The 24289-nt window shown below is 64.6% G+C and carries 22 protein-coding genes; 9 read left to right on the top strand and 13 right to left on the bottom strand.

Annotated elements, in window-relative coordinates; genetic code table 11:
- Positions 1 to 517: 517 nt before the first annotated feature.
- Entirely contained in the window at positions 518 to 850 is a 333-nt protein-coding gene (locus EPJ54_RS09355) for a GFA family protein (protein WP_135211452.1), read from the top strand.
- Positions 851 to 873: 23 nt separating this feature from the next.
- Here EPJ54_RS09355 and EPJ54_RS09350 read toward each other — a convergent pair whose 3' ends face one another.
- Positions 874 to 1566 (bottom strand): hypothetical protein, encoded by a 693-nt coding sequence (locus EPJ54_RS09350; RefSeq protein WP_135211451.1) that lies wholly within the window; start codon positions 1564 to 1566, stop codon positions 874 to 876.
- Positions 1567 to 1665: 99 nt separating this feature from the next.
- On the opposite strand from EPJ54_RS09350, the gene EPJ54_RS09345 reads away from it, so the two are divergent.
- Genes EPJ54_RS09345 through EPJ54_RS09335 form a run of 3 tightly spaced genes read left to right on the top strand, consistent with a single transcriptional unit; the run spans position 1666 to position 5096 of the window.
- Complete coding sequence (locus EPJ54_RS09345) at positions 1666 to 3726, top strand: S8 family serine peptidase (protein WP_135211450.1); 2061 nt, start codon at positions 1666 to 1668, stop codon at positions 3724 to 3726.
- A complete protein-coding gene (locus EPJ54_RS09340) occupies positions 3723 to 4184 on the top strand; it encodes a hypothetical protein (protein WP_135211449.1) in 462 nt (153 codons plus the stop codon). Before EPJ54_RS09345 ends, EPJ54_RS09340 begins: the two co-directional genes overlap by 4 nt.
- Before the next feature lie 12 nt (positions 4185 to 4196).
- Positions 4197 to 5096, top strand: coding sequence for an alpha/beta fold hydrolase (locus tag EPJ54_RS09335; RefSeq protein WP_135211448.1), 900 nt, complete (start codon positions 4197 to 4199; stop codon positions 5094 to 5096).
- Positions 5097 to 5100: 4 nt separating this feature from the next.
- Here the strand turns inward: EPJ54_RS09335 and EPJ54_RS09330 are convergent, their stop codons facing one another.
- The 3 genes from EPJ54_RS09330 to EPJ54_RS09320 form a co-directional block, all read right to left on the bottom strand.
- Positions 5101 to 5865 carry a DUF2189 domain-containing protein gene (locus tag EPJ54_RS09330; protein ID WP_135211447.1) on the bottom strand — a complete coding sequence of 255 codons (765 nt, stop codon included), beginning with the start codon at positions 5863 to 5865 and terminating at the stop codon, positions 5101 to 5103.
- A gap of 94 nt (positions 5866 to 5959) precedes the next feature.
- Positions 5960 to 6244 carry a hypothetical protein gene (locus tag EPJ54_RS09325; protein ID WP_135211446.1) on the bottom strand — a complete coding sequence of 95 codons (285 nt, stop codon included), beginning with the start codon at positions 6242 to 6244 and terminating at the stop codon, positions 5960 to 5962.
- A gap of 2 nt (positions 6245 to 6246) precedes the next feature.
- Positions 6247 to 7371, bottom strand: a complete 1125-nt coding sequence (locus EPJ54_RS09320) for an iron-containing alcohol dehydrogenase (protein WP_135211445.1) — start codon at positions 7369 to 7371, stop codon at positions 6247 to 6249.
- Positions 7372 to 7473: 102 nt separating this feature from the next.
- Here EPJ54_RS09320 and EPJ54_RS09315 point away from each other — a divergent pair, with 102 nt between their 5' ends.
- Positions 7474 to 9285 (top strand): ABC transporter ATP-binding protein, encoded by a 1812-nt coding sequence (locus EPJ54_RS09315; protein ID WP_135211444.1) that lies wholly within the window; start codon positions 7474 to 7476, stop codon positions 9283 to 9285.
- Positions 9286 to 9358: 73 nt separating this feature from the next.
- Positions 9359 to 11281, top strand: a complete 1923-nt coding sequence (locus EPJ54_RS09310) for a S9 family peptidase (RefSeq protein ID WP_135211443.1) — start codon at positions 9359 to 9361, stop codon at positions 11279 to 11281.
- Here EPJ54_RS09310 and EPJ54_RS09305 read toward each other — a convergent pair.
- The 3 genes from EPJ54_RS09305 to EPJ54_RS09295 all read right to left on the bottom strand — a co-directional run bounded on the left by EPJ54_RS09305 (position 11278) and on the right by EPJ54_RS09295 (position 14369).
- Positions 11278 to 11724 carry a host attachment protein gene (locus tag EPJ54_RS09305; protein WP_135211442.1) on the bottom strand — a complete coding sequence of 149 codons (447 nt, stop codon included), beginning with the start codon at positions 11722 to 11724 and terminating at the stop codon, positions 11278 to 11280. The genes EPJ54_RS09310 and EPJ54_RS09305 overlap by 4 nt on opposite strands.
- Positions 11725 to 11800: 76 nt before the next feature.
- A complete protein-coding gene (locus EPJ54_RS09300) occupies positions 11801 to 13027 on the bottom strand; it encodes a threonine ammonia-lyase (RefSeq protein ID WP_135211441.1) in 1227 nt (408 codons plus the stop codon).
- Between the two features lie 73 nt (positions 13028 to 13100).
- Complete coding sequence (locus tag EPJ54_RS09295) at positions 13101 to 14369, bottom strand: trypsin-like serine peptidase (RefSeq protein ID WP_135211440.1); 1269 nt, start codon at positions 14367 to 14369, stop codon at positions 13101 to 13103.
- 105 nt (positions 14370 to 14474) lie between these two features.
- Between EPJ54_RS09295 and EPJ54_RS09290 the strand changes: the two genes are divergently transcribed.
- Genes EPJ54_RS09290 through argE form a run of 3 tightly spaced genes read left to right on the top strand, consistent with a single transcriptional unit; the run spans position 14475 to position 16835 of the window.
- Positions 14475 to 15140, top strand: coding sequence for a glutathione S-transferase family protein (locus EPJ54_RS09290; RefSeq protein WP_135211439.1), 666 nt, complete (start codon positions 14475 to 14477; stop codon positions 15138 to 15140).
- Positions 15137 to 15685 carry an FKBP-type peptidyl-prolyl cis-trans isomerase gene (locus tag EPJ54_RS09285; protein ID WP_135211438.1) on the top strand — a complete coding sequence of 183 codons (549 nt, stop codon included), beginning with the start codon at positions 15137 to 15139 and terminating at the stop codon, positions 15683 to 15685. Before EPJ54_RS09290 ends, EPJ54_RS09285 begins: the two co-directional genes overlap by 4 nt.
- 4 nt (positions 15686 to 15689) lie before the next feature.
- Positions 15690 to 16835 (top strand): acetylornithine deacetylase, encoded by a 1146-nt coding sequence (gene argE / locus EPJ54_RS09280; protein WP_135211437.1) that lies wholly within the window; start codon positions 15690 to 15692, stop codon positions 16833 to 16835.
- Here argE and EPJ54_RS09275 read toward each other — a convergent pair.
- From EPJ54_RS09275 to EPJ54_RS09250, 6 genes are all read right to left on the bottom strand, one after another.
- Positions 16825 to 17637 carry a 3'(2'),5'-bisphosphate nucleotidase CysQ family protein gene (locus EPJ54_RS09275; protein ID WP_135211436.1) on the bottom strand — a complete coding sequence of 271 codons (813 nt, stop codon included), beginning with the start codon at positions 17635 to 17637 and terminating at the stop codon, positions 16825 to 16827. The two genes, argE and EPJ54_RS09275, sit on opposite strands and share 11 nt — an antisense overlap.
- A gap of 27 nt (positions 17638 to 17664) precedes the next feature.
- Positions 17665 to 19677: an NAD(+) synthase gene (locus tag EPJ54_RS09270; protein ID WP_135211435.1), complete on the bottom strand. Its 2013-nt coding sequence runs from the start codon at positions 19675 to 19677 to the stop codon at positions 17665 to 17667.
- Positions 19678 to 19732: 55 nt separating this feature from the next.
- Entirely contained in the window at positions 19733 to 19966 is a 234-nt protein-coding gene (locus tag EPJ54_RS09265; RefSeq protein WP_135211434.1) for a hypothetical protein, read from the bottom strand.
- Positions 19967 to 20026: 60 nt separating this feature from the next.
- Complete coding sequence (locus tag EPJ54_RS09260) at positions 20027 to 20419, bottom strand: YdbL family probable chaperone protein (protein ID WP_135211433.1); 393 nt, start codon at positions 20417 to 20419, stop codon at positions 20027 to 20029.
- Positions 20416 to 20628 (bottom strand): YnbE family lipoprotein, encoded by a 213-nt coding sequence (locus EPJ54_RS09255; RefSeq protein WP_135211432.1) that lies wholly within the window; start codon positions 20626 to 20628, stop codon positions 20416 to 20418. Before EPJ54_RS09255 ends, EPJ54_RS09260 begins: the two co-directional genes overlap by 4 nt.
- A 61-nt stretch (positions 20629 to 20689) precedes the next feature.
- Positions 20690 to 24010, bottom strand: coding sequence for an intermembrane phospholipid transport protein YdbH family protein (locus tag EPJ54_RS09250; protein ID WP_167755661.1), 3321 nt, complete (start codon positions 24008 to 24010; stop codon positions 20690 to 20692).
- Between the last annotated feature and the right edge of the window lie 279 nt (positions 24011 to 24289).

Genomic DNA, 24289 nt, shown 5'->3' with positions numbered 1-24289 from the left:
AATTGTAGTACGAAGGGTCATGCGAGAGCATGATTTCAGCTCGTGTCCGTGCGCGTTGCTGCTCTGTCGAGTCTCTCGAAATTTTCGCGGCCGATGAGGTCCGCTACGCCTTGCGGTTCGCGGAGCGCGGGCGCTCGCCGGTGTGGCGTGGCGTGCAGGCGCGCGGCCAGGCGGCGCGCCTAAGGTGCTGGATTGTTGAAGACGCGCAGCAGGGCTTCGTAGCGTTCGGCGAGCAGCCAGGCGCTGTGGAAGCGGGCGGCCCTCGTATTCGGCCTCTATGACCATCTCAGCATGAGGCGCGAGAACGTATCGATCGGGAGTCGGCTCCACCATAACCTCCAGAGGACCCGAGGTGCTGTTGAAGAATGACTGTCTCTGGCTTGGCATATGCGCATCATAACATGAGCTGCTCATGTCCGCCCCGGAAGGCGTCCTCGCTCAGCCGATCTCAGTTGCTGACGCTGGTTTGTCGGTCGCACGTTACGGTAGCATGTCTGCTTAAGTGAAAGGTTAGCCAATGCTTGAGGGCTCGTGTGATTGCGGCGCGGTGCGATACGCCGTGGACGGCGCGCTGGAAGAGATGACAGAGTGCAATTGCGGCATCTGCCGCCGGTCCGGCGGACTCTGGGCCTATTACTCGCCGACGAAAGTCACGATGACTGGCCCCACCGATATCTACATGCGTGGCGACCGCATGTTGGAAATGCACCACTGCAAAACGTGCCGATGCCTCATGTGGTGGACGGCAGTGGACAAGAGCTATGACCGCATGGGTGTGAACGCACGCATGCTTCCGTTGGGCGCGTGGGATGAGACACCGGTTAAGAAGGTCGACGGCGCGAGTTGGTGACGAACGAGCAGACGCACAAACGCCTACTCGCTCCCGCGAAATCTTCCGTCGCCTTCTTCGGTAACCAGTACGACGCCCGGATTCTCAGGCGCGATGTCTTCGAAGAGGCCGATGTCTAGATCTTGTTGCGGCTCGGGGCCGCGCATGGGAGCGGCGACGCGTTCGGCGAGTTCGATGCGTTCGACGGGCGCGAGGCGGGCGGCGATGCCTGGCGCGTGCATCGGGCGCCAGAAGGTGATGCTCACGGCGAACTTGCCTTCGCGTTCGATGATCTCGGCGAGGCCGTTGCGCACGAAATCGCCCCAGCGCTTCATCAGCTGCTTGTGGTCGACATAGAGATTGGGCAGCGCTTCGCTGACGAGTTCGGCCGGCGCGCCCAAGAGATCGCGCGCTTGCTCGGGCGTGCGGGCGCGACCGAGCGGCTTTTTGACCGCGGCTTCGCCGGAGCGCGCGACAGGGGCGGGAGGCGCTGGGCGCCAATAGCGCATGACCACACGCCAGCCGTCGCGCCAGACGAGCTCGTACAATCCAGAGCCGTAAAGCTCGGGCACGGCGGCTTCTGCGTCGGCGGGTGTCTCGAAGACGTCGGGCAATTCCTCGACGGCGAGGAACACTGGACCGCCGGCGAGCGTGGTCGCCTCGTCCTCAGTGCGGGCGCGCGGCGCATCGGGTTGCCGCGCCGCCGCCAAATTCGCCGCTAAGGGGAAAATGCTCACGGAACTCTTTGTCCACGGGGCCGGTCCGACATCGCCTTGTCATCGGGGGAGGCCAGTTTAGAAGGTCTAGTTACCGGCAAAACGCGTGGGGAGCCAAGCATGTCGCATCGTCGCTGGAGTTTGGCTGCGTTGATCCTGGCGCCTGTATTGGCGCTGGGCGCGTGCGACCAGATCGGCCAAGTGATCGAAGATATGCGGGGCGGCTCGGAGCAAGCCGAAGGGCCGGGGCCGGCGCCGTTGGACGACGTGCCGCTCGAAGCGCGCGCGCTCGCAGGCTCGGTGCAGCCACAGGATCAGATCGCGGCGATGCTGGCGCCGGAGCCGGTACTGATAGCCCCTGGCGAAATTCTAGTCGGCGCGATGGTCGAACAGGAATTGTCGGAGACGGCGAGCGAGATGGGGCTCGCCAGCAATTTCGTGCGCTCATTGCGCGCGGGCGGCACGGAAGCTTTGGAGCAATTGCCGGAGAACGTGATCGCGCAAGTGCGCACGCGCGCGGAAGCCGAAGCGTCGGAGGCGGCGCGGACGGCGGCGCGCGATGTGCTCGGGCGCTTGGGCATTGATGGAGAGATCGTCGTGCGCCCGGGTGGCGTGGTGACGGTGAGCTTGGCGGGCTCGGGCGCTTCGCCGACCACGATGGGCATGGCGCAGCAAGGTGGTGAGGCGACCGTGGCGGAAGCGCCGCCAGCGGCGGTCGAGTGGAACGAGGCGGATCGTTGCCCGCGCATCGTCACGCAGGGCCAATTGGAGCAGGATTTGGCGTTGGCGACGCGCTGCGCGATCCAGCGTCTGACAGCGTCGCGCCAGTTTGAATATGTGGAACCGAACTACATCGCGTCGTCGGGCTTCACGCTGCCGCCGCGTCGCGATCAAACGCCGCCGCCGCCGAGCACGAGTCCGCGTCCGCAGCAGCCGAGCACGCCAGGTACGCAGCCGACGAGTCCTGCGCCAACGACGCCGACGCCAGCTGTTGTCGGCGGCGTGCCGAACGATCCGCTCTATGCGCTGCAATGGCATTATCGCACGCCTGGCGCAGGCGAAGGCCAATCGCCGGGCGGTGCGGGTTTCGTGCGTTTCTGGGAAGCGGCGCAGGTCGGCTCGCGCAATGTGCGTGTTGCGGTGTTGGATACGGGGCTCGATCTCTCGCACCCGGATATTCAAGGCTCGCCAAACATCGCGGCCGGCGTTGATCTCATCAACAACCCCGAGCGCGGCGGCGATAGCGACGGGATCGACGCGGACGCGAACGACGCCGGCGATCGCTGCGGTACGGCGACGGAAAATTCGTATCACGGGACCCATGTCGCCGGCACGATAGGCGCCGCGGCCACGAACGATCGGCGCGGCGTCGCGGGCGGCGCTTGGGACGTCACTGTGATCCCGGTGCGTGTGCTCGGCCGCTGCGGCGGCGAGCTGGCGGATATCGTCTCCGGCATTCGCTGGGCGGCGGGCATTGCGCCGGCGGTGAACGCGGCGGGCCAGCAGATCGTCAACCGCAACCCGGCCGACATCATCAATATGAGCTTGTCGATCCAAGCGCCGTGCCCGGCCTCGATGCAAGCGGCGATCGATGCGGCGGCGGCGCGGAATGTGGTTGTGGTCGTCGCTGCGGGAAACAAGGCCAACCAAGCGCGGCTCTACGCGCCGGCGAATTGCAACAATGTGGTTGTGGTCGGCGCCAATGATGCGCGTGGCGGCTTGTCGCTCTATTCGAACTTCGGGCCGGAGATCGATTTGCTCGCGCCAGGCGGCGATATGTTCTCCGACAGCGATGGCGACGGGCGCCCCGATGGCGTGCTCTCGACGCGGGCGACGGCGGCGGGTTGCTATGATCCGCTGAACTCGAACTCGACCGAGCGCTGCTATTATTCGTTCCTGCAAGGCACCTCGATGGCGGCGCCGCATGTGTCGGCGGCGTTGGCGCTGATCGCCGCGCAGACGGGGTTGCGAGGTCGGCAATTGGAAGATGTGCTGTTCACGCGCGCAATCGCGCCGCACGGCGCCAATTATGGCGAGATCGAATGCGCGCGCTCGCGTAACGCGACGCCGATCGCGACGGGTTCGCCGACGTGCGCGCGGCCGAGCGGGCGAGGCATGCTCGATCTTGCGCGCGCTGTGCAGGCGCCAGCTGCAGCAGGTGCGGGAGCTTCACCGCCATGAGTCTGGCCGCGCTGCGTCTCTGGGGCATGGCCGTGACGGGCGCGCTGATGGCGGTGCTGATCGTGGTGGCGTTGCAGCCGGAACGCGCGGCGCAGGCCGAGCCGCAAACCGTGTTCGAGATCGCACAAGCGCCGGCGCAGACTGCGCAGGTCGCGTTCATCGTGCGCTTCCAAGGTTCCGGCCCGATCGCGCGTGCGCAAGCGCAAGCGGCGCGTGGGCAAACGCAAGCGGCGCAGCGGCAGGTTGAGATTCAACTTGGACGTCAGAGCGCGTTCGCGGGGCTCTGCTTCGATCGCTTTACCGTCGGCGGCGCCGAGATCGTTTTGGTGACGTGCCAAGCCATTCCGGCGAATGAGCGCGCGCGTGTGCAGCAGCAATGGCTTGCGCGCTTGCAGGCGATGGGCGCGGTTGACTATGTCGACGCCAACGCCACGGCGACGCAAGGGCGCGCAGGTTAGGAGATGACAGGCATGGATTTCGGCGCGCCCGTCGCCATTGGCGGCTTCGAAGAACGCGTCATCGCGACCGTCGATGGCTTGGCGCTCTACGCGCGCGATTATCCGCCGCTGCTGCCGCAGACGGGCCTGCCGGTGATCTGCCTGCATGGGCTGACACGCAATTCACGCGACTTTGAAGTGATAGCGCCGCGTATCGCCGCGCTTGGCCGTCGCGTGATCGCCGCGGACATGCGCGGGCGTGGGCAGAGCGCGAACGATCCTGATCCAGCGCACTATGTGCCGGCGGTGTACGCGCAAGACGTGCTGAAGCTGATGGACGAGCTCTCGATCCCGAAAGCGGTGTTCATCGGCACGTCGATGGGCGGCCTGATCACGATGGTGCTGGCGACGATGGCGCCGGATCGGATCGCGGCGTCGGTGCTGAACGATGTCGGCCCGAAGCTGAACGCAGCGGGCTTGGCGCGGATTGCGGGCTATGTCGGCCATGTCGTGCCGGTGGCGGATTGGAACGCGGCGGCGGAAGCGGTTCGCGCGATCAATGGCTCGGCCTATCCTGAGCGCGCCGATGATGAAGCGTTTTGGCTTGCGTTCGCGCGCCGCACGCATCGTGCGCTCGATGATGGCCGCGTTGAGCTCGATTACGATCCGCACATCGCGCTCTCGTTCGTCGATTTCGACGAAGAGGCGCCGCCGACGGACTTGTCGCCGCTGTTTCAAGCGTTGGCCACCAAGCCTGTGCTCTCGGTACGCGGCGCGATCTCGGATTTGTTCGGCGAGGATGTGGTCGCGCACATGCGCGAACTCAAGCCGGATATGGATAGTGTGAACGTCGAAAGCATCGGCCACGCGCCGATGCTGGACGAGCCGGAAGCCTGGGACGCAGTGCTGGATTTCCTGGCGAAGGTGGAGTGAGCGCTTAGCGCTCTTCCACTAAATCGCGATACGCGCGCCAGCTGGCGAGGCCGAGCCAGGGGAAGATGACGACAAGCGCGATGAACCAGGTCGCGGCGCTGGCGATCAGGAGCGCGGTGATGATGAAGGCCCAGAGCAGCAGCGGCGCGAAATTCTGAGAGACGGAGCGCAGGCTGGTGAAGGTCGCGGCGAAGACGTTGGCGCGTTGATCAAGCAACATCGGTGCGGAAACGACGACCAGGCAATAGGTGAAGAAGGCGATCACGCCACCGATGAGGGCGCCGGCGATCAGCATGGAATGGCCTTCGCTGGTGTGGAGCGCGAAATCGACGAAGGCGTCCACGCTGGTGTGCAGACGGAAGGTGGAGAGGCCATAGACGATCTGTGCGATGCGGCCCCAGAACAGATAGATCAGCAGCAGCGCGAGCCCGAGATAGGCGACGTCCTGGCGGAGCGCGCCGCGGACGAACAACATTTGCGAGAGCGTCGGCTTTTCGCCCGCTTCCAGCGCGCGGCCCGCTTCGTAGAGCCCCATCGCCAGCATAGGCGCGACGAAGACGAAGCCGCAGCTGAGCGCGAGCGCCCAGAAGGCGGCGTTGGAATTGATCAGCGCCTTGGAGAGCATGAAGCTGATCGCAGCGATCAGCGCGCCGTAGAAGAGGCTGGGGCCGATGACCCGCATCATGTCGCCCCAGCCTTCGGCCAGCCAGCGCAATGGCGCGTCCAGGCCGACGCTTCGCACGCGCGGCGGCGTGTAGGCCTGCTCCATCTTGTTCTCCCTCACGCTCGCGTCTGCTGCGCGAGTCGCGCCTAGCGTTGAACGCAGGGTGCGGCGCGCATTGAGGCAGATCAATTGTGGAGGTTTACGAGGCCATCACCTCGTCAAAGCGCTCGGCCAATTCCAAAAAGCGATTGCCCCAGCCGCTGCTGAGGCTGACTTCTTGCATTGGGCCTGTCGGTGCGAAGAGGACGCGCATGGTGTGCGTGTCGGGCGGATTGCCGGCGCGGAGGTTGGCGAGCAGGCCGTCGATTTCTTCGAGGGCGGCGGTTTCATCCTCCCAACTCGACCAATCGAAATCGTTCTCCGCGCGCGCGAGCAGGGTGCGCACCTCGGAGAAGATGTCGATCAGCGCGGTAATGTCCGCCATTCTTAGAGCGCGCGTTTGAAGAGTTCGTCGTAGCTTTCGCCGTTGAACGGGATGGCGTTGCTGGCGGTGGCGAGGTCGGTGACGGCGTAGTCGCGCGTCGACGGCCAATGCGCTTCGGTGACACCCATCGCGCTCAAGCTCGGGGGCAGGCCGATGCGGGCGTTCAAGTCAGCGATGTATTGGGGCAGGTCGCCGTTGGGCCCAAGGCCTAGCGCGCGGCGCAGGCGGCCAAACTTTTCTTCCGCCGCGTTGCCGATCATGGCGAGCGAGTGCGGGAGGATCACGGCGTTGAGCGTGCCGTGGTGCAGCTTCAGTTCATGGATGCGGCCGAGCGCGTGGCTCAAGCCGTGCACGGCGCCGAGGCCCTTGGCGAAGGCGAGCGCGCCTTGGAACGAGCCCATCATCATGTGCCAACGCGCATCGCGATCGCCGCCATCTTTCACGGCGCGTTCGAGATATTTCGAGATGCGCTCGGCGCCGTCGACGCCAATCGCTTCCGCCGGGGGATGCACGACCGGCGTGAGCACCGCTTCGATGCAATGGGTCATCGCGTCCATGCCGGTCGCGGCCGTGAGGATCGGCGGCAGGCCGATGGTGAGTTCGGGATCGCAGACGGCGGCCTTTGGCACGAGGTGCGGCGAGACGAACGTCTCCTTGCGGCCATTGTCGAGAATGACGACGGCGCCGGGCGACACCTCAGAGCCGGTGCCGGCGGTGGTCGGGACGCAAACGAGCGGCGGGATGGCGGTGATAAAGCGCGAGCCGCGTTGGCTGCCGCCGAGGCGCTCGAACGGGCCCTCGTGCGTGAGCATCAGGCCCATCGCTTTGGCGAGGTCCATCGAGGAGCCGCCGCCGAAGGCGATGATGCCGTCCGCGCCGGCGGCTTTGTAGGCGTCAGCCGCGGCGCGCGAGGCGCTTTCGGTCGGGTTGGCGGGGGTGTCGGTGAATACGCCAGCGGGGGCGTCGCCCAGGGCTGTGAGCACTTTGTCGAGCAGGCCGTTGGCCTTGAGGCCGGGGTCGGTGACGACGAAGGGCCGTTTGACGCCGAAGCCGGCCAGAACCTTAGGTAATGCGGCCAGCGCGCCGAAATCGAAGGTGCACTGGGTGAGGTAATTCATAACGGCCATTTGCGTCGCTCCTGCCGCTTTCGATAGCGGGAACTGGGCGGCTTGTCGAAGGAGCCGCAAGGGAAGGTTGGACGGCGCGGCGACGCCCGCTAGACAGATTGCATGACTGAATCCGTGCTCGAGATTTCCGACCTTGTCGTCACCTTCGATACGCCGGACGGCGATGTGGAGGCGGTGAAAGGCGTTTCGTTCAAGATCGCCAAGGGCGAATGCCTCGGCATCGTCGGCGAAAGCGGCTCCGGCAAGAGCCAGACCTTCCTCTCCGCGTTCGGCCTGGCGGCGCAGAACGCCAAAGTATCGGGCTCGGTGAAGTTCCAGGGGCGCGAAGTGCTGGGCCTGCCGCGCAAGGATCTGGATGGGTTCCGCGGCCGCCACGTCGCTTTCGTGTTCCAAGATCCGCTGACGGCGCTCACGCCGCATCTGACCGTCGAGACGCAGATGAGCGAGGTGCTGGAGCACCATTTCAAAGTGAAGGGCGAGGCGGCGCGGCAGCGCGCGATCGAATGGCTGGAGCGCGTGCGCATTCCGGAAGCGGCGCGACGGCTCACGCAATATCCGCATGAGCTCTCGGGCGGCATGCGTCAGCGCGTGATGATCGCGATGGCGATGATGGCCGAGCCTGCGTTGTTGGTGGCGGACGAACCGACGACGGCATTGGACGCCACGGTGCAGGCGCAAGTGCTCGATCTGATCGAGGATTTGCGCAAGGACACAGGCGCTGCCGTGGCGCTGATCACGCACGACATGGGCGTGATCGCACGCATGGCGCAGCGCGTGGCGGTGATGCGGCGCGGCGAAGTGGTGGAGACTGGCGGCGTCGATGAGATTTATTCCGCGCCGAAGGCTGATTACACGCGCATGCTGCTGCAATCGGTGCCGCGCATCGATGGCGCGCGCGCTGTCGATCTGCCGGCGCCGGAAGCGGGCGCGCCGATTTTGAATGTCGACGATGTGCGCGTGACGTTCCCCGTGGAGGTGAAGGGTGGGCTCTTCGGCAAGAAGAAGTCCTTGCGCGCCGTTGACGGCGTAAGCTTTGCGCTGCGCGCGGGCGAGACGTTGGGCATTGTCGGCGAAAGCGGCTGCGGGAAATCCACGTTGGCGCGGGCGGTGGTGCAATTGCTGCCGCGCGACGCGGGCAGCGTGAGCTTCCTCGGACGCAATCTGGTGCCAAGCGAGCGCGAGACGATCCGCAAGGCGCGGCAAGATTTGCAGATGGTGTTCCAGGACCCGCTGGCGAGCCTCGATCCGCGCATGACCTTGGGCGCCTCGATCGCCGAGCCGTTGCTCTCTTTCGCGCCGGAGCTTGATCGCGCGCAACGCGAAGAGCGCGTGAAGACGATGATGCATCAGGTCGGCCTCGATCCTGAATTGATCAATCGCTATCCGCACGAATTGTCGGGTGGTCAGAACCAACGCGTCGGTGTGGCGCGGGCGATGATCATGAAGCCGAAGCTCGTCGTGTGCGACGAGGCGGTGTCGGCGCTTGATGTGTCGATCCAGGCGCAGATCTTGAAGCTGCTGGCCGATCTGCAGCGCGAGTTCCGCACGAGCTTTCTGTTCATCAGCCACGATCTCGCGGTGGTGCGCGAGATTTCGCACAACGTGCTGGTGCTCTATCTGGGGCGCGCGGTCGAGTACGGGCCGGCGGAAACGATCCTGCGCGATCCGCGCCATCCCTACACGCGTGCGTTGCTCGCGGCTGCGCCGACGCCGGATCCGGACGTGGCGCGCAACAAGCCGCGCGTGCGTTTGGTCGGCGATCTGCCAAGCCCGCTCGATACGCGCGCCAGCCTGCGCTTCTTGAAGTCGCGCGTGATCGATGATCCCGATGTGGTGCAATACCGCCCGCACTGGATCGAAGTCGCGCCCGGCCATTTCGTGGCGGAGCACGATCCGGTCAGCGCGGCCGCCTAGACATTGGTCGCAAGTGCGCTTGCGCGCGCCTCGGTAGCGGCTAGTTTTCTCCGGGCTTTAACGGGGGCGACTGATGCGCGTGCTTTTCTCGACCATTGCGGCGCTTGCCGCACTTGCGGTTCCGGCTGCGGCGCAGACGGCGCCACAGCGCGAGATGCGCGGCGCACTGCAGGTTGAGAATGTGCCGGAGACGCCGGCCGATGTTTCGGATCGCTTGCGCCAGTACGTCAACACGCGCGCGGCCGGCTTCGCGGACTGGCTGCCGGATGGCGGGGTGCTGATCGTGACGCGCTTTGGCGACACGGCGCAATTGCACCGCGTCGATGAGCCGATGGGCGCACGCACCCAGCTGACGTTCTACGAAGAGCGCGTGACGGGCGCGAGCGTGCGGCCAGGCGATGGGCAAATTCTGTTCACGCGCGATGTCGGCGGCGATGAAAATTATGCGGGCTTTCTGCTCGACAATTCGACCGGTCGCGCGCGGCAGATCACCCAAGCGGGTACGCGCAATGAGGGCTTCATCTGGAGCGATGACGGCGCACAGATCGCTTGGTCATACGTGCCGGCGGCGGAGCCGAATTACGATGTTTTTGTAAGCGGCCCGAGCGACGGCGCGCAGCCGCGGCGCGTGCTCGATGCGGAAGGCGCGGTCTATCCTGCTGATTTCAGCGCAGATGGGCGCAGGCTTTTGCTGCAGCGCTATATCTCGATCGCGGAAAGCCAGCTCTCGGTTGTCGACACGACGACCAATGAGGTGACGCGGCTGACGCCGGACATCAGTGTCTCGTACAATGGTGGTGAGTTCACGCCGGATGGGCGCGCAATCATCACGCTCTCGGACGAGGGTGCGCAATTTCATCGCTTGGTGCGGATTGATTTGGCGACCGGCGCGCGCACTGTGCTGACGCCGAATTTGAACTGGGGCGTTGAGAGTTTCGATCTCTCGCCGGATGGTCGCACGATTGCCTATGTGGTGAACGAAGCGGGGCAGTCGACGTTGCATTTGATGAATGTCGCCAACCAGCGCGCGTTGTCGGCGCCGCAATTGCCGCCGGGCATCGTGAGCGGTGTGACGTTCGATCATGAGAGTCGCCGCATTGGCTTTACGTTGAACAGCTCCACAGCGCCGGGCGATGTCTATAGCTGGGATTTGCGCGCGCGCCGGCTGACGCGTTGGACGCAGAGCGAAACCGGCGGCATTCCGCAAAGCACGTTCGTCGATCCTGAGCTGATTTCTTGGACGTCGTTCGACGGGCGCGAGATCTCGGGCTTTCTCTATCGGCCGCGTACGCCGGGTCCGCATCCGGTGATCATCAACATTCACGGCGGTCCGGAATCGCAATTCCGTCCGGGTTTTTCGTCCACCATCCAATATTGGGTCAATGAATTGGGTGTCGCCGTCATCGCGCCGAACGTGCGTGGCTCTTCGGGCTACGGTCGCGATTTCCTGGCGCTCGACAATGCTGAAAAGCGCGAGGATTCCGTGCGCGATATCGGCGCGTTGCTGGATTGGATCGGCGCGCAAAACACGCTCGATAAGGATCGGGTCGTTGTCTATGGCGGATCATACGGCGGGTACATGGTGTTGGCGTCGATGACGCACTACAATGATCGCTTGGCTGGCGCCGTTGATATCGTCGGCATTTCCAATTTTGCGACGTTCCTGGAGAACACCTCGGGGTATCGTCGTGATCTGCGCCGCGCCGAATATGGTGATGAGCGTGACCCGGAAATGCGTGCGGTGTTCGATCGAATTTCGCCGCTCAATCGCATCCATCTGGTCAACAAGCCGATCTTCGTCATCCACGGTTACAATGATCCGCGCGTGCCGGTGTCGGAGGCCGAGCAAGTTTATGCCGCCGTGCGCCGCAATGGCGGCGAGGCGTGGTTGATGATCGCGATGAATGAAGGCCACGGCTTCGCTCGGCGCGAAAATCAGGAGGCGCAGCGTGAGGCGGAGACCCTGTTCTTCAGGCGCGTGCTTGGCTTAGACTAACGCTCGCCGCGCAGGAGCTCTGTGAGGCGTTCACGGAGCTTCGGCGTGTCTTCGTCCAACAGGTCTTTTGACGCTTCGGCGCGAATGCGTTGCTTGGAATTGTCCGTGAGCTTGTTGCGGAGCAGGCCGAGCGCGCGCGGTGGCGCGGCGATGACGAGGTGGTCGAAGGCGTTTTGCTTTTCGGCGACGCCGATGCGCTCTGCGACGCGGGTCAGGAAATTCTCTTCTTCCGCCTCGTGTAGATCACGGCGTTCCATGCCGTGGCGGCCGGGGCCGACGCTATCGAAGCTTCGAGGCGGGCGATCTTGCGGGTTGTAGAGGTCCTCCTCGCCGATCTCCATTGACCACGGCTCCTGCAGCGCGGCGCCGCGTCGTTGTTCGACAAGCAAGCGGGCGCGGCGACCGTCGGCGACCAAGAACCAAGCTGTTCCGTCTTGCAGCATGAAAACCTCCTCTACTTGGCAACGCTGCCAGCAAAGGGCCGTTCCGCAATTGCGTCAGCTCAAGAGCGGGCGGCCTTCATAGGCAGCGGGCGTTGAAACCTTCGTCGTGCAGCGCGTCGATGATTTCGGCGGTGTGCTGCGCGTCGCGGGTTTCGATTTCGATGTCGAACTCGACGCCTTTGGCGGGCGCGGAGAGCGACATGCGATGGTGTTCGACTTGAAGAATATTGGCGCCGAGCTCGCCGATGATGCGCGAACTGGTGGCAAGCGTGCCGGGGCGATCGTCACCGACGAAGCGGATCACGGCGATGCGGCCTTCGCGCACGAGCGCGCGCTCCAAAACGGAAGCGAGCAGGCGCGTATCGATGTTGCCGCCGGACAGGATGAGGCCAATCTTCCGACCCTGAAAGAGTTCCGGGTGCTTGATCAGTGCGCCGAGGCCGCCTGCGCCAGCGCCTTCGGCAATGGTGCGCTCGCAATTGACGAAGAGCGAGATCGCGCGCTCGAAAAATTCCTCTTCAAGTACGATCACGTCGTCGATCAGGTTTTGCGCGATCGCGTAGGTGAGGTTGCCGACTTGTTTGACGGCGATGCCTTCCGCGATTGTCATGCCGCCCGACTTCGCGGTCTCGCCGCGCGTACGCGCGTCCCATGATGGATACATGGCGGCTTCCACCCCAATGATGCGGATCGAGGGCTTCAACGCTTTCGCCGCGACCGCCATGCCGGAGATCAAGCCGCCGCCGCCGATCGGAATGAGGAGCGTGTCGAGATCGGGCGCATCGGCGAGCATTTCGAGTGCGGCTGTGCCTTGGCCGGCGATGACGCCTGCGTCGTCGAACGGATGCACGAACACCAAATTTCGTTCGGCGCACAGTTTCAACGCGTGGGCGTAGGCGTCGTCGAAGGTTTCGCCTTCGATGACGACGGTGGCGCCGCGCGCGTTCGTCTGTTTGATTTTCACGTTCGGCGTGCCGCGCGGCATGACGATCGTGGTCGGGATGCCGAGTTGTGCGCCGTGTTGCGCCAGCGCTTGTGAATGATTGCCGGCCGACGCTGCAATGACGCCGCGCTTGCGCTCTTCGGCGTTCAGCTGCAGCAGGCGATTGAGCGCGCCGCGTTCTTTGAAGGCGCCAGTGACCTGCTGGTTCTCGTACTTGACCCAGATGTCGAGCCCCAGCGCTTTCGAAAGATTAGCCGAATAGATGGTCGGCGTATGCTGCACGCGGCCCTGAATTCGTTCTGCGGCTTCGCGGACGGATTGCAGTGTAACGGGCGGCGCGGCTGAATGTGTGTCTGGCATAAGCGGGCGCGACCCTATCGGGCCGCGCTTTAAGGTTCAATGTAGGCCTGCCCTTAAAGACAGGGCGTTTCCGCTATTTTCGCCCCGCCACGCGTTGGCCGACCGGTGTGCCGGTGCGGCCGGCGATGAAGTCCGGCGCGCGCGCGGCCCACGCTGAGGCGCTCACCGCGATGTAGATGAACGGGCCGCCGGGATTGGAGCGGAAATTGGAATCCGTGCCGATGACGTCATAGCCGCCGCGTGCGTTGCGGACGACGAAGGCGGAGCCTGAGTCACCGCGCGTGGTGTCGCATTCGTGCGCGAACGTATTGTCGGGGTTCACGGTCACCATGCGGCAGCGGAGATTGCCGGAGAGGTTTTCGCCCGTATCCCACGAATAGCCGGCTTGTTGCAGATCGGTGGCGAGCGCTGTGGCGCGGCCTTCGCCGGTGAGATTGCGTACGCCAGCGTGGCCGACGCGATCGCCGAGCGGCTGGTCAAGGCGCAGCAGCGCCCAATCCGTGCCGTCGATCTCGTCGCCGGAATTGAACAGGCGATAATTGAAGCGCGGGTCGATCAGATAGGCGGTGCTGTTCGCGGAGTGACGACCGTCGGCTGTCGTAAACACAGCCGCCGCGTTGAGGCCGCTTTGGCTGTGGATGCAGTGCGCGGCGGTGACGATGACGTTGGGCGCGATCAGAGTCGCTGTGCAGGTCTCGCCGCCGGCCATGCGCAATGCGCCCATGAAGCGCCACGGCGCTTCGTTCACCGGAACGAGCACGCGATCATCGCGGCCGAAGAAGTGATCGTTGATCGTGAGCGGACGATTGCGGCTGTGGCAATCGGCGCGATCGGTGCGCGGCTCGCACGCGCCGCTGCGGCCCTGGCCGGGTTCTTCGCACACGCCGTTGAAGGCGGTGTCGCAGCGATCGCTTTGGTTGCGCATCCAGGCGATGGCGCCGCAATCGGTGCGGTCTGTGCCTTGCACGCACGCGCCGGTGCCGAAGCCGGGTTCGTCGCATTCGCCGTCGCGCGCCCAGCGGCAGGAATCGTTTTCGCCTTGGCGCAGCGCGCGGCAATCGGAGACGTCGGTGCCGAGTGTGCATGCGCCGGTGCCGATGTCTGGTTCGTCGCATTCGTTGTCATTAGCCCAGCGACAGGAATCGTTGCCGGGGCCGGGCGCGCCGGTGCGCTTGCGGATTTGCTTGTCCTGCGCGCCGATCGGCGCTGCGGCTTCGGCGGTGAAGGCGCTGGCGCCGGTGAGGTTGAGACGGGACGCTGCGGGCGCGCCGTCCTGCGCGTTGACCGCGAAACTCACCACAACACAGGCGGCGATCGTCGCCGCAGCCGCCAAAAGACGCATTTTTCTCTCCGCCGCCCTCAAGCGCGAAACCTAGCCTGCGTCGCGGGGCGGGGAAAGCGGCGGACGCGCCTTGATCTCGCCCGCCGGCTCTGAAACAAGCGCGCCATGGCGACGCCCATTCTCCACATCGGCAACAAGAATTACTCGTCCTGGTCGATGCGCCCATGGCTGGCGCTGAAATGGGGCGGCATCGCCTTCGAGGAACACATCATTCCGCTGGGCGGCGAGGGCTATGGCCAATCCGCCATCAAGGAAGTGCGCGATGTCTCGCCCAGTGGGCGGGTTCCGGCGCTGCACGTGGACGGTGTGGTGATCCACGAAAGCTTGGCGATTTGCGAATGGGCGGCTGAACTGGCGCCGTCGTTGTGGCCGAAGGATTCACTGGTGCGTGCGCAGGCGCGCGCTCTGGCGTCGGAAATGCACGCAGGCTTCGGCGCGGTGCGGCGCGATATGTCGATGAATGTGCGCCGACGTTTGGCGGTGGAGCCAAGCTGGCCGGAAGATACGCGCACGGATCTGACGCAATTGTTCGCGACGTGGTCGCACGCGCTTGAGAAGTCCGGCGGGCCATTCCTGTTTGGCGAGCGCTCGATCGCGGACGCGATGTTCGCCCCGGTGGCGACGCGGTTGCGCACCTACAAGGTGACGATCCCGGCGCCCGTGCAAGCGTATTGCGATGCGATTTTTGCCGATGCCGCCTTCCAGGAATGGGAACGCGCGGCTGAAGCCGAGCCTTGGTCCATTCAGACAGCGGAAGAGCTCTATCGATGATGAAATATGTTTTGGCGGCTGTGGTGTTTGTGCTCGCGGCTTGCGGCAACGGAAGTGGTGTAATGGCTGAAATCGAACGCGCGGAAAAACAAGAAACCCAGGCCGCCGAGCAAGCGACTGCACGGGGCGCCGAATGGCTGACGGAAATTCGCGCGCAGCCCGGCGTTGAGGCGTTTCCATCTGGTCTGCTGATTGAACGACGTGCACGCGGCGCCAATCAATCGCTGCCGCGCCCGACCGTGAACGCCGCAGTGCTGGTGCATTACGAAGGTAAGCTGGCGGATGGCTCGGTGTTCGACTCTTCCTTCGAACGCGGTGAGCCCGCGCAGTTTCCGTTGCAGGCCGTGGTGCCGGGTTTCTCGGAAGCGATTTCGCAGATGCGCCCAGGCGATGAAATCGTCGCGACCTTCCCGATGGAATTGGGCTATGGTCCCGAAGGTCGCCCGCCGGTGATCCCGGCTGCGGCGCCGCTGCAATTCCGCATCGTGCTGCTCGCGTTCCAGGAGCCCGGCGGCCAAGTCGTGGAAGCGCCGGCGCCGCGTTAAGCGCGTGAGCGAGATCGCCTCGACCCTCGAAATCCTGACGCGACTGATCGCGTTCGATACGACTTCGCGCAATTCGAATTTGGAATTGATCGAATGGGTCGAGGATTTTCTCCGCGCGCGGGGCGTTGACTCGCGGCGCGTGGCGAATGCGGAGGGAACGAAGGCCAATCTTTATGCGCTGGTTGGGCCGGCGGTGGAGGGCGGTGTCGTGCTCTCCGGGCATACGGATGTTGTGCCTGTCGATGGGCAACCGTGGTCAAGCGATCCGTGGGTGCTGACGGAGCGCGAGGGCAAGCTCTATGGGCGCGGCGTCGCGGATATGAAGAGCTTTGTCGCGCTGGCGTTGGCGCACGTGGATGAAGCTTTGGCCGCACCATTGAAGCGGCCGCTGATCTTGGCGTTTTCGTATGACGAAGAGATCGGCTGCCTCGGTGCGCCGAGCATGATCGGCGAGATCGTGCGCGAAACGCCGAAGCCGTCCGCCGTGATTGTGGGCGAGCCGACATCGATGAGAGTGGTGTCAGGCCACAAAGGCATTCGCACCTTCATCGTCGAAGTGATCGGGCGCGAGGCGCATTCGAGCTTGCCGGATCATGGCGTCTCGGCCGTAAGCGAAGCGCTGAAGCTGATGGCGCTCGTTGAGCAGATGGCGCGTGAGGCGAAGGGGCGTCGCCATGCGCATTTCTCGCCAGCGACGATGACGATCGGCCGCGTCGATGGCGGTACAGCGGTGAATATTCTGGCGCGGCGTTGCGAGTTCATCTGGGATTTGCGTACGGGTGACGCGGCGAGCGCCGATGCGATCGAAGCGCGCTTCTTCGCCGAAGCCGAAAAGCTCGATGCGGAGATCAAGCAACGCGCGCCGGAAGGCGGCGTGAAGATCACGCGCCGCTCGCGGACGCCGGGATTGGAGCTTGATCTCGGCAGCGAAGCGGAAGCCCTAGCGCGGGCGCTGACAGGCGACAACGATACGCAAGCTGCCGCGTATGCGGCGGAGGCGGGGCTGTTTCAGCGCGCGGGTTTGCCGGCGGTAATTTGCGGGCCGGGCTCGATCGAGCAAGCGCATCAGCCGGACGAATGGATCGAGATCGCGCAGGTCGAAGAAGGCGCTGCGTTTATGCGGCGGCTGATTGGGAAGCTCAGCGCTTGAGCGCGTTGAGCGCCGCGGCTTTCGCGTCGTCGCCCGAATACGCAACGAAGCCGTGCACGAGGAAGTCGCCAGGGTTCGTACCGTAGCGCAAGGGCGAGCCATCGAGGCGGATGATACCGCCGCCTGCCGCGCTCAACACGGCGTGGCCGGCGGCTGCGTCCCATTCGCTGACATTGCCGAAGCGGGGATAGAGATCGGCGGCGCCCTCAGCGACGCGGCAGAATTTAATCGATGAGCTGGCGTGTACGAGCGCGCCGGCGTTGAGGCTGGCGCGAAAATCTTCGGTCTGGTTATTGCGGCCCGATTGTTCGGAGGCGACGAGGCGCCATTGTGCGGGGCGCGGCGCCGTGGCGATGGGTGTGAGTGGTGTGTTGAGTTTGGCCGTTGCGATATCGCACTGGGCTTTGACGGCGCGGCCGGGTTCTCCCGCGTAAAGTTCGCCGGTGGCGGGCGCATAGACAACGCCAACGACTGCTTCTGTGTTCTCGATCAGCGCGATGTTGACGGTGAATTCGTCGCCGCCTTTGGCGAAACCGCGCGTGCCGTCGAGCGGATCGACGCAGAAAAAACGCGCGCCGTATGCGGGGATGCGGCCGTCAGCGACGGCTTCTTCGCCAATCATCGGCACGCCGAGTGCAAGTTTCGCCAGACCCGCTTCGATGATCGCTTCGGCGCGTTGATCGGCGATGGTGACGATGGAGCCGTCGAGCTTGGTTTGCGTGTCGAAGCCCGAGGCGCGCACCGCCATGATCTCGCGGCCAGCGGCGAGCGCGAGTTCGATCAGGTCTTCAAGCTTCGGCATGGTCGCGATCAAGCATGCGCGCGGAGGCTAGTCCAGCTTGTCGGGACTGTTGGCGTGCAGTTCGTTGAGCCATGTCGTCGCGGCGGCGTCGCTGGGCGCACGCCAATCGCCGCGCGGCGAGAGTGCGCCGCCGGAGACGATCTTCGGCCCGTTCGGCACGGCGGAGCGTTTGTATTGGTTGGCGAAGAAGCGCTTGAGGAAGAGTTCGAGCCAGCTCTTCAGCGTGGCGTAATCGTATTTCTCGCGCCACGCGCTCCAGGCGAGGAAGAGGATTTTGCTGGGCGCGAGGCCGTAGCGCGTGAGCCAATAGAGATTGAAGTCTTGCAGCTCATACGGGCCGACGACGGCTTGCGTGCTTTGGGGCGCGGCGCCCGGAATGAGTTCGGGGCTGATCTCGGTGTTCAGCACGTCGATCAAAGTCTTCGAAACCGCGGCGTCGAAGAGTTTTGAGTCGGCGACCCAGCGGATCAGATATTGGATCAACGTCTTCGGCGCGCCGCCATTGACGTTGTAATGACTCATGTGATCGCCGACACCGTAGGTGCACCAGCCGAGCGCGAGTTCGGAGAGATCGCCCGTGCCGACGACGAAGCCGCCTTCCTTGTTGGCGAGGCGGAAGAGGTAGTCGGTGCGCAAGCCCGCTTGCACGTTCTCGTAAGCGACATCGTACACCGGCTCGCCGCGTGCGGCGGGGTGATCGAGATCTTCGAGCATACGCTGTGCGAGCGGTCCGATGGAGACTTCGCGCGCGTCGATACCGAGCGCGTTCATCAGCGCCCACGCGCTTTGCTTGGTTTCGTCGCTCGTCGCGAAACCCGGCATGGTGACGCCAACAATGTTCTTGCGCGGCAGGCCGAGCAGATCGAACGCGCGGGCGATGACGATCAGCGCGTGCGTGGAATCGAGACCACCGGAGACGCCGATAACCACGCGCTTGGTGTTCGTCGCTTCAATGCGCTTGGCGAGGCCCGCGACTTGGATGTTGTAGGCTTCGAAGCAATCGCGATCGCGCTTTGCGAGGTCGTCCGGCACGAAGGGTAGGCGATCGAGCTTGCGCTTTAGTGGCAACGCACCTTTTGGCAGCTCTTGCTCAAAGCGGATGCGTGACCACAGATAAAGCTCGTCGCGCAGACGCGCGGCAGCGTCACGGAAGGCGCCGACGCGAATGCGTTCTTGCGCGATGCGGCCGACGTCGATGTCGGCGATGACGAGCTTCGGATCGCGCGAGAAGCGTTCGCCTTCGGCGATCTTTTCGCCCATCTCGTAGGCGATGATCTGGCCGTCCCAGGCGAGGTCGGTGGTGCTTTCGCCGTTGCCGGACGCGGCGAAGACGTAGGCGGCGATGGCGCGGCGCGATTGGCTGTCGCACAGTACAGCGCGGTCTTCTGCTTTGCCGATGGTGATGTTCGACGCGGACAGATTGAAGAGGATGTTGGCGCCGGCGAGCGCGCCTTTGCTGGAGGGCGGCGTCGGCGCCCAGAAATCTTCGCAGATTTCGACGTGGAAGGTGAAATCGGGATTGTCCGCGTGAAAGAAGATTTGGTTGGCGCCGAAATTCGTGCCGCCGTCGAGGAAGGCGATGGCATGGACGTGGCGATCGGGCGCTACGCCGAAATAGCGCTTCTCGTAGAATTCGCGATAGTTCGGCAGGAAGGATTTCGGCACGATGCCGATGATCTCGCCGCGATGGATCAGCACCGCGCAATTATAGAGCGCGCCACGCAGGCGAATTGGCGCGCCAACGATCAGGATCGGGAAAAGCTTTTCGCTTTCGGCTTTCAGTTTCGCGAGTGCGGCTTCGACGCCGTTGAGTAATGAATCCTGCAACAGCAGATCGTCGATCGCGTAGCCGGTGAGCGAGAGCTCCGGCGTCAGCAGAATGGCGGCTCCTTCGGCATCCGCTTCGCGCCAGAATTTCAGGATGGCTTCCGCGTTCGCGGCGGGATCGGCGGGCGCGACGATGGGCGCGCAGGCGGCGACGCGCACGAAGCCGTGCGTGTAGAGGTTTTTGAAGCTGTCGGCGGCGGAGGGGCGGGCCATTTGGTCCTGTGTATCAGATTATGCTCAGGATGACCATAAAGGCGATGGCGCCGGTCTAGTCCCTGTCGTCGTCCAGCTCGAGCTCGACGCGGTCGTCATAGCCTTGGCGCGCGGAGTGAAACACGAGCGCCATTAAGCCTCCGCCAACGGCGAGCGATAAAACCGTGCCGATGGTTAACGCGATCCAGCCGTGCACGCTCATGTAGGAGGCGTCCCAGTCTGACAACACGCCGAACATCAATGCGGCCAGGATGCCGCCGAGCGAGAGCGTGAGCAGGAAGACTTTCATGCAAAAGATATGGGCGCACGCTTGCGCGTGCGCCAGCCATCTTGCTTGCGCGATTGCGGCTTAGTTGCCGCAGAAGCTCGGCATCGCGACAGGCGTGGACGCCGTGCGTTGGCGCCATTGGCCGGCTTCGTCGCGATAGCGTTCGCCCATTGCGATGCGGCGCTCAAACACTTCGCAGGCGACGGCCGCGGCCATCTCGTTGACCGAGACGCTGCGTTCGGCGGCGCGGCGTGTGTAGAGCTGGCGGCGCTGGATGTTGTTTTGCTCAACGCGGCCGCGCAGATCGGCGCTGATCGCGGCGCCAGGCACAAAGCCCAGATAGCCGTCGGCTTGTTCGCCGATCAGGCCTTGGGTGCGCGCTTGCAGCAGCGGATCGCCGGCTTGGCCCAGAGCGGGCGTGGCCAGAGTCAAGGCGCCGATCAGCAGGGCGGCGGTTGCGAAAGCGCGGATCATGGCGTTGTGCCTCCGAACAGACCTGAATTTTCCTCGAGCAATTCCGCCGCGTCGCGCTCAAGGCGCACGATCACTTCCTGGCGGATATTGACGTTGAGATTGATTTCGATCGGCTCGTCGGGCGCCTGGATCTGCACAGGTATGCAGCCGGCCGCGAGCACCGCCGCGCCAAGCGCGGGAAGCAAAGCGGATCGCAGGTGAGCTCTCATGCTTCGAAACTCCTGGATGCTTCGTAATGCGAGCCAGCTGAACCAGCCCTGAAGCCGCGCTTTAATCGGTTCCCGGGGCGCCCGGGTCAACCTCTTCTGGTGGCGCGGGTTCCTCTTCCTGCTCCTCGGCTTGCCGGATGAGCGACCCCGGATCAGCGATTGAGGCGGCGGTTTGCGCGAGGCGGCGGAAGGGCGCGGTGACGGTGACGTTGAAGTCGAACGGTACGCCGCGCACGGTGACGCGGCCGAGGCCGGGGATAGGCGCCACTTCGCCGAGATCGACCGGCTCGCCCGAATTGCGTCCGCTGAAGGTGATCGAGGAGATCACATCGCCATTCAGATCGCCGTCGAGCGTGAGGCCTAGGTCGTCATAACGGAAGCTGCGCAGCGCGTCGAAGGCGAGCTTCGACGGGCCAGTCGCAGCGTCGCCGGCATTGCCGGTGTACGAGATGACGCCGCCGCCGGGCGCTGCGCGCAGCACGCCGCCTTCGACGAACGCGCTGACGCGCGTGAGGCGCAATGGGAACGAGCCTTCGATGCGGCCGGTGGCTTGCAGATCGGGGACATTGAGCGCGGTGACGAGTTCGGTGGCGTCGACGTCCCTGAGCGTGAGTTCAAAGCGCGTCTCTTCAGAACCTAACGTGACGCGTGTGGGCGCCATCGCGAGCGTGCCGGCGGCGAAATCGAACTCGGCTTGTTCGATGGCGACCAGTTGCTCGGGCAGCAATTGGAAGCGTACGCGGCCGTTGCGCACTGCGACGCCCGGATTGAGCAGGCCGACGCGGAGGAATTGGCCAGGCGGCGTGGTCAGTGTGAAAAGATCGTCGAAATAGATTTCGCCATTGACGTCGTTGACGACTGGGATCGTGGCGGTGGCGAGCGAGACGTTCTCAAGTTTCGCACGGCCGACGCCGACAATGGCGTCGCGCGTCCAATCGATATCGGCGGTGACAATAGCGTCGCCGGTCACGCTCTCGACCATGCCGCGCGCTTGCTCGGTGATGTCGTAAGGCTGCAGCGAGGGGCCGAAGCTGATGCGCTCAGCATTGATGCGCGCCGCCCCGACGCCCTGATCCACATCGTGCTGCGCTTCGAAGCGCGCGAGTTGTTGACGGCTGGCGTCGAGCACGATGGCGCCCTGGGCATTGATCTGGCCGTCGGCAAGAACAGCGTTCATGTCGGCGAGGCGCAGCGGATTGAACAGCGCGCGGTCGTTCTCCGTCGGCGGCGCGTTGGCCGTGAGCAAAGCTTCACCAGCGGCGACGCGGATGACGGGCTTGTCGTTCTCGGGCGCCGCGCTCCAGCCGCCGGCGATGGTGCTGAGCGTGCCGGGCAGCGCCGGATCGGTAAGCACGCCTTCGGCGAATTCGCCCTCCATGCGCCAGCTATCGGCGATGTGGGCATTGGCGGTGAGGCTCGCCATCACCAAAGCCAGCGTGCGGTCTTCGGCCATTTCGATGGTGAGGCGCGGGCTGTTGGCGGTGAGCGCCAGTGTCATGTCGCCCGTGCGCCCGCTGAAGCGGCCGACGACATTGCCGGCGGTGACGCGTGCGGGTTGCGCGGCTTCGCCAGCCATGCGGCCGTTGAGTGCGAGGCTGCGAATGCTGAAGCCGCCGGAGAGATTGCCGTTGGTGTCGGCCGCAATCAGCGCGCCATTGAGCGCGCAGAGCGCGAATTCGCCATTGGCGAAGGAAAGGCCGGCGGCGTCGAGCCCGCCCATGCGCGTGGGCAAGCAGCCATTGCTCGGCAGCACGCGCCAACCATCGCCCCAAGCTATGGTGACATTGAGGTTCGGCGTAAGCTCGCGCACTTCGCCGTCGCCAAGTGGGCCAGTGATCTGGACGGGGCCGCGCAGTTCGACGCTGCCGCCGCCGCCTTGCCCGCTGGCGATGGTGATGCCGATTTCTTCCGCGGCGATGCTGGCGTTCTCCGCACGCCAATTCGCGAGCGTAAGCGTGCCGTCGGCTTCGAACGGCGCTTCGGGCGACCAGGTGATGGTGTCGAGCAACAGCGCCGCATTGGGTGCGCCGCCACCGCTGAGTTGAAGTTCAACGGCGCCGCTGAGCGTGGGGCCGGGCCATTGCAACAAGAGCGCCGGTGCATCTTGGCGCAGCGATGCGAGACGCGCACTGAGGCCGCTTGCAGCGCGCGCTTCGATGGGTGCTGCGATGACGAAGCGCGGATTGCCGGCGTCGGAGCTGATCGTGAGCGGCGCGGTGAACGTGAACGCATCGACGGCGCGATCGAGCGCGGCTTCGGCGGAGGCGAAGGTCGGGCCGAGCGGCGAGCCGCCAAGATTGGGAAAGGCGTCGCGAATGCCTTGCTGCGCATCGTTGCTCAAACGCGCTTGTTGCAGGCGAAGGCGCGCTTCGCCGCCATAAGTGATCTCGTTTGCAATGTCGAAGGTGAGTGTGCCGGCGAGGTCAGACTCGTTGGAAACGATTCCGAAGGCGTCGAGCCCGTCAGCGACCACAGTCCAGCGCGCCGTGCCGCTTGGGCCGTCTCCGTCCGCGCGAAGATCGAGGCGGGTTTGCGCGAGTGCGTTAGCGTCGACGCGCAGCGATGCAGCTGTCGCGCCGGTCTGCACATTCCATTGCGCGAACTCGAGTGCGTCGTCGCGCATGGCGCTGTGCAGGCTGAGCGCGCCGGTGAGGGTTTCGCCAGCGAATGTATCGGTGTTCAACGCGCCAGCACGCCAGGCGCCTTCCACGTTGATGCGCGCCAGGTCGAGCGGGGCGCGGCCAAGCGCGCGCAGCGACACGTTCTGCGCGCGCGCGTCGGCCCATGTGAGATCCGAAAGCGCGGCGTTCAGCCGGAACGCGATAGTCTCATCACGCGAGACAATGACGAGTTCAGCAGCGCCGCGCGTCAGCGCGTAATTGCCCTGTGATTGTGTGGTGTCGGCGATGCGCGCCGCAGCGGTGAAGTCTTCGCCAATTGTGCCACTCGATTCAAACGTGGCGTTGAGCGCGCCGAAGGGGGCTTCGATCTCGGCCGCGCCATCAATGATTTCGAGCGCGAGGCGCGGGATGGAAGGGCGGCGCGCGGGGCCGCTGTCGGCTTCGAAGCGATCAAGTGCGCCGGCCGAGACGTGGCCTTGTTGATCGAGGCGCAGACGCACGTGAGGCTGCACAATGCGTACGGACAGTAGGCGCGGCATGAGCCCGCGCCATTCCCAGCGGGCTTCAATTTCGGTGATTTCGACATCTGGCGCGTCAGCCGCGCCAATACGGAACTCGCTTAGCGTGATCCGCTCCAAATCGAGATTAACAACCTGTAAGTCCGCCTCTGTCCCACGCTCGGACAGGGCTTGCCCGATCATGAATTCCGCCAGCGGCATACGCACGAACCACACGCCGGCGGCGACCAAAGCGGTGCTCACCCCCAGCGCGAGCAGCGCTGTGGCCCAACCGATCAATAATCGGCGTGGGGGCGGCGAATCTTCCGGGGGCTCTGGCAGCGCCTGGTCTTGACTCGCAACGGCCTGGTTAGACCTATGTGCCATATATCCTTGCTTGGCTTGGTCCTTGCTGGGTCTGACTACCTTACTGGCGCATTCCTGAGGCAATGGAATGACGCCAATTGGGTTTCCGGCGAGATAACCAAAATGCTGAAATCGCTTGTTTGGTGAGCGTTTTTTGGCAGGCCGGGGGTGGAGCAG

The organism is Vitreimonas flagellata, from assembly GCF_004634425.1.
GTDB lineage: Bacteria > Pseudomonadota > Alphaproteobacteria > Caulobacterales > Aquidulcibacteraceae > Vitreimonas > Vitreimonas flagellata.
This window is presented reverse-complemented; position numbering and strand designations above follow the sequence as displayed.

Coding starts and splice junctions, on each gene's coding strand:
- EPJ54_RS09355 (WP_135211452.1), top strand. CDS start 518: ATGCTTGAGGGCTCGTGTGATTGCGGCGCGGTGCGATACGCCGTGGAC.
- EPJ54_RS09345 (WP_135211450.1), top strand. CDS start 1,666: ATGTCGCATCGTCGCTGGAGTTTGGCTGCGTTGATCCTGGCGCCTGTA.
- EPJ54_RS09340 (WP_135211449.1), top strand. CDS start 3,723: ATGAGTCTGGCCGCGCTGCGTCTCTGGGGCATGGCCGTGACGGGCGCG.
- EPJ54_RS09335 (WP_135211448.1), top strand. CDS start 4,197: ATGGATTTCGGCGCGCCCGTCGCCATTGGCGGCTTCGAAGAACGCGTC.
- EPJ54_RS09330 (WP_135211447.1), bottom strand. CDS start 5,865: ATGGAGCAGGCCTACACGCCGCCGCGCGTGCGAAGCGTCGGCCTGGAC.
- EPJ54_RS09325 (WP_135211446.1), bottom strand. CDS start 6,244: ATGGCGGACATTACCGCGCTGATCGACATCTTCTCCGAGGTGCGCACC.
- EPJ54_RS09320 (WP_135211445.1), bottom strand. CDS start 7,371: ATGGCCGTTATGAATTACCTCACCCAGTGCACCTTCGATTTCGGCGCG.
- EPJ54_RS09315 (WP_135211444.1), top strand. CDS start 7,474: ATGACTGAATCCGTGCTCGAGATTTCCGACCTTGTCGTCACCTTCGAT.
- EPJ54_RS09310 (WP_135211443.1), top strand. CDS start 9,359: ATGCGCGTGCTTTTCTCGACCATTGCGGCGCTTGCCGCACTTGCGGTT.
- EPJ54_RS09305 (WP_135211442.1), bottom strand. CDS start 11,724: ATGCTGCAAGACGGAACAGCTTGGTTCTTGGTCGCCGACGGTCGCCGC.
- EPJ54_RS09300 (WP_135211441.1), bottom strand. CDS start 13,027: ATGCCAGACACACATTCAGCCGCGCCGCCCGTTACACTGCAATCCGTC.
- EPJ54_RS09295 (WP_135211440.1), bottom strand. CDS start 14,369: ATGCGTCTTTTGGCGGCTGCGGCGACGATCGCCGCCTGTGTTGTGGTG.
- EPJ54_RS09290 (WP_135211439.1), top strand. CDS start 14,475: ATGGCGACGCCCATTCTCCACATCGGCAACAAGAATTACTCGTCCTGG.
- EPJ54_RS09285 (WP_135211438.1), top strand. CDS start 15,137: ATGATGAAATATGTTTTGGCGGCTGTGGTGTTTGTGCTCGCGGCTTGC.
- EPJ54_RS09275 (WP_135211436.1), bottom strand. CDS start 17,637: ATGCCGAAGCTTGAAGACCTGATCGAACTCGCGCTCGCCGCTGGCCGC.
- EPJ54_RS09270 (WP_135211435.1), bottom strand. CDS start 19,677: ATGGCCCGCCCCTCCGCCGCCGACAGCTTCAAAAACCTCTACACGCAC.
- EPJ54_RS09265 (WP_135211434.1), bottom strand. CDS start 19,966: ATGAAAGTCTTCCTGCTCACGCTCTCGCTCGGCGGCATCCTGGCCGCA.
- EPJ54_RS09260 (WP_135211433.1), bottom strand. CDS start 20,419: ATGATCCGCGCTTTCGCAACCGCCGCCCTGCTGATCGGCGCCTTGACT.
- EPJ54_RS09255 (WP_135211432.1), bottom strand. CDS start 20,628: ATGAGAGCTCACCTGCGATCCGCTTTGCTTCCCGCGCTTGGCGCGGCG.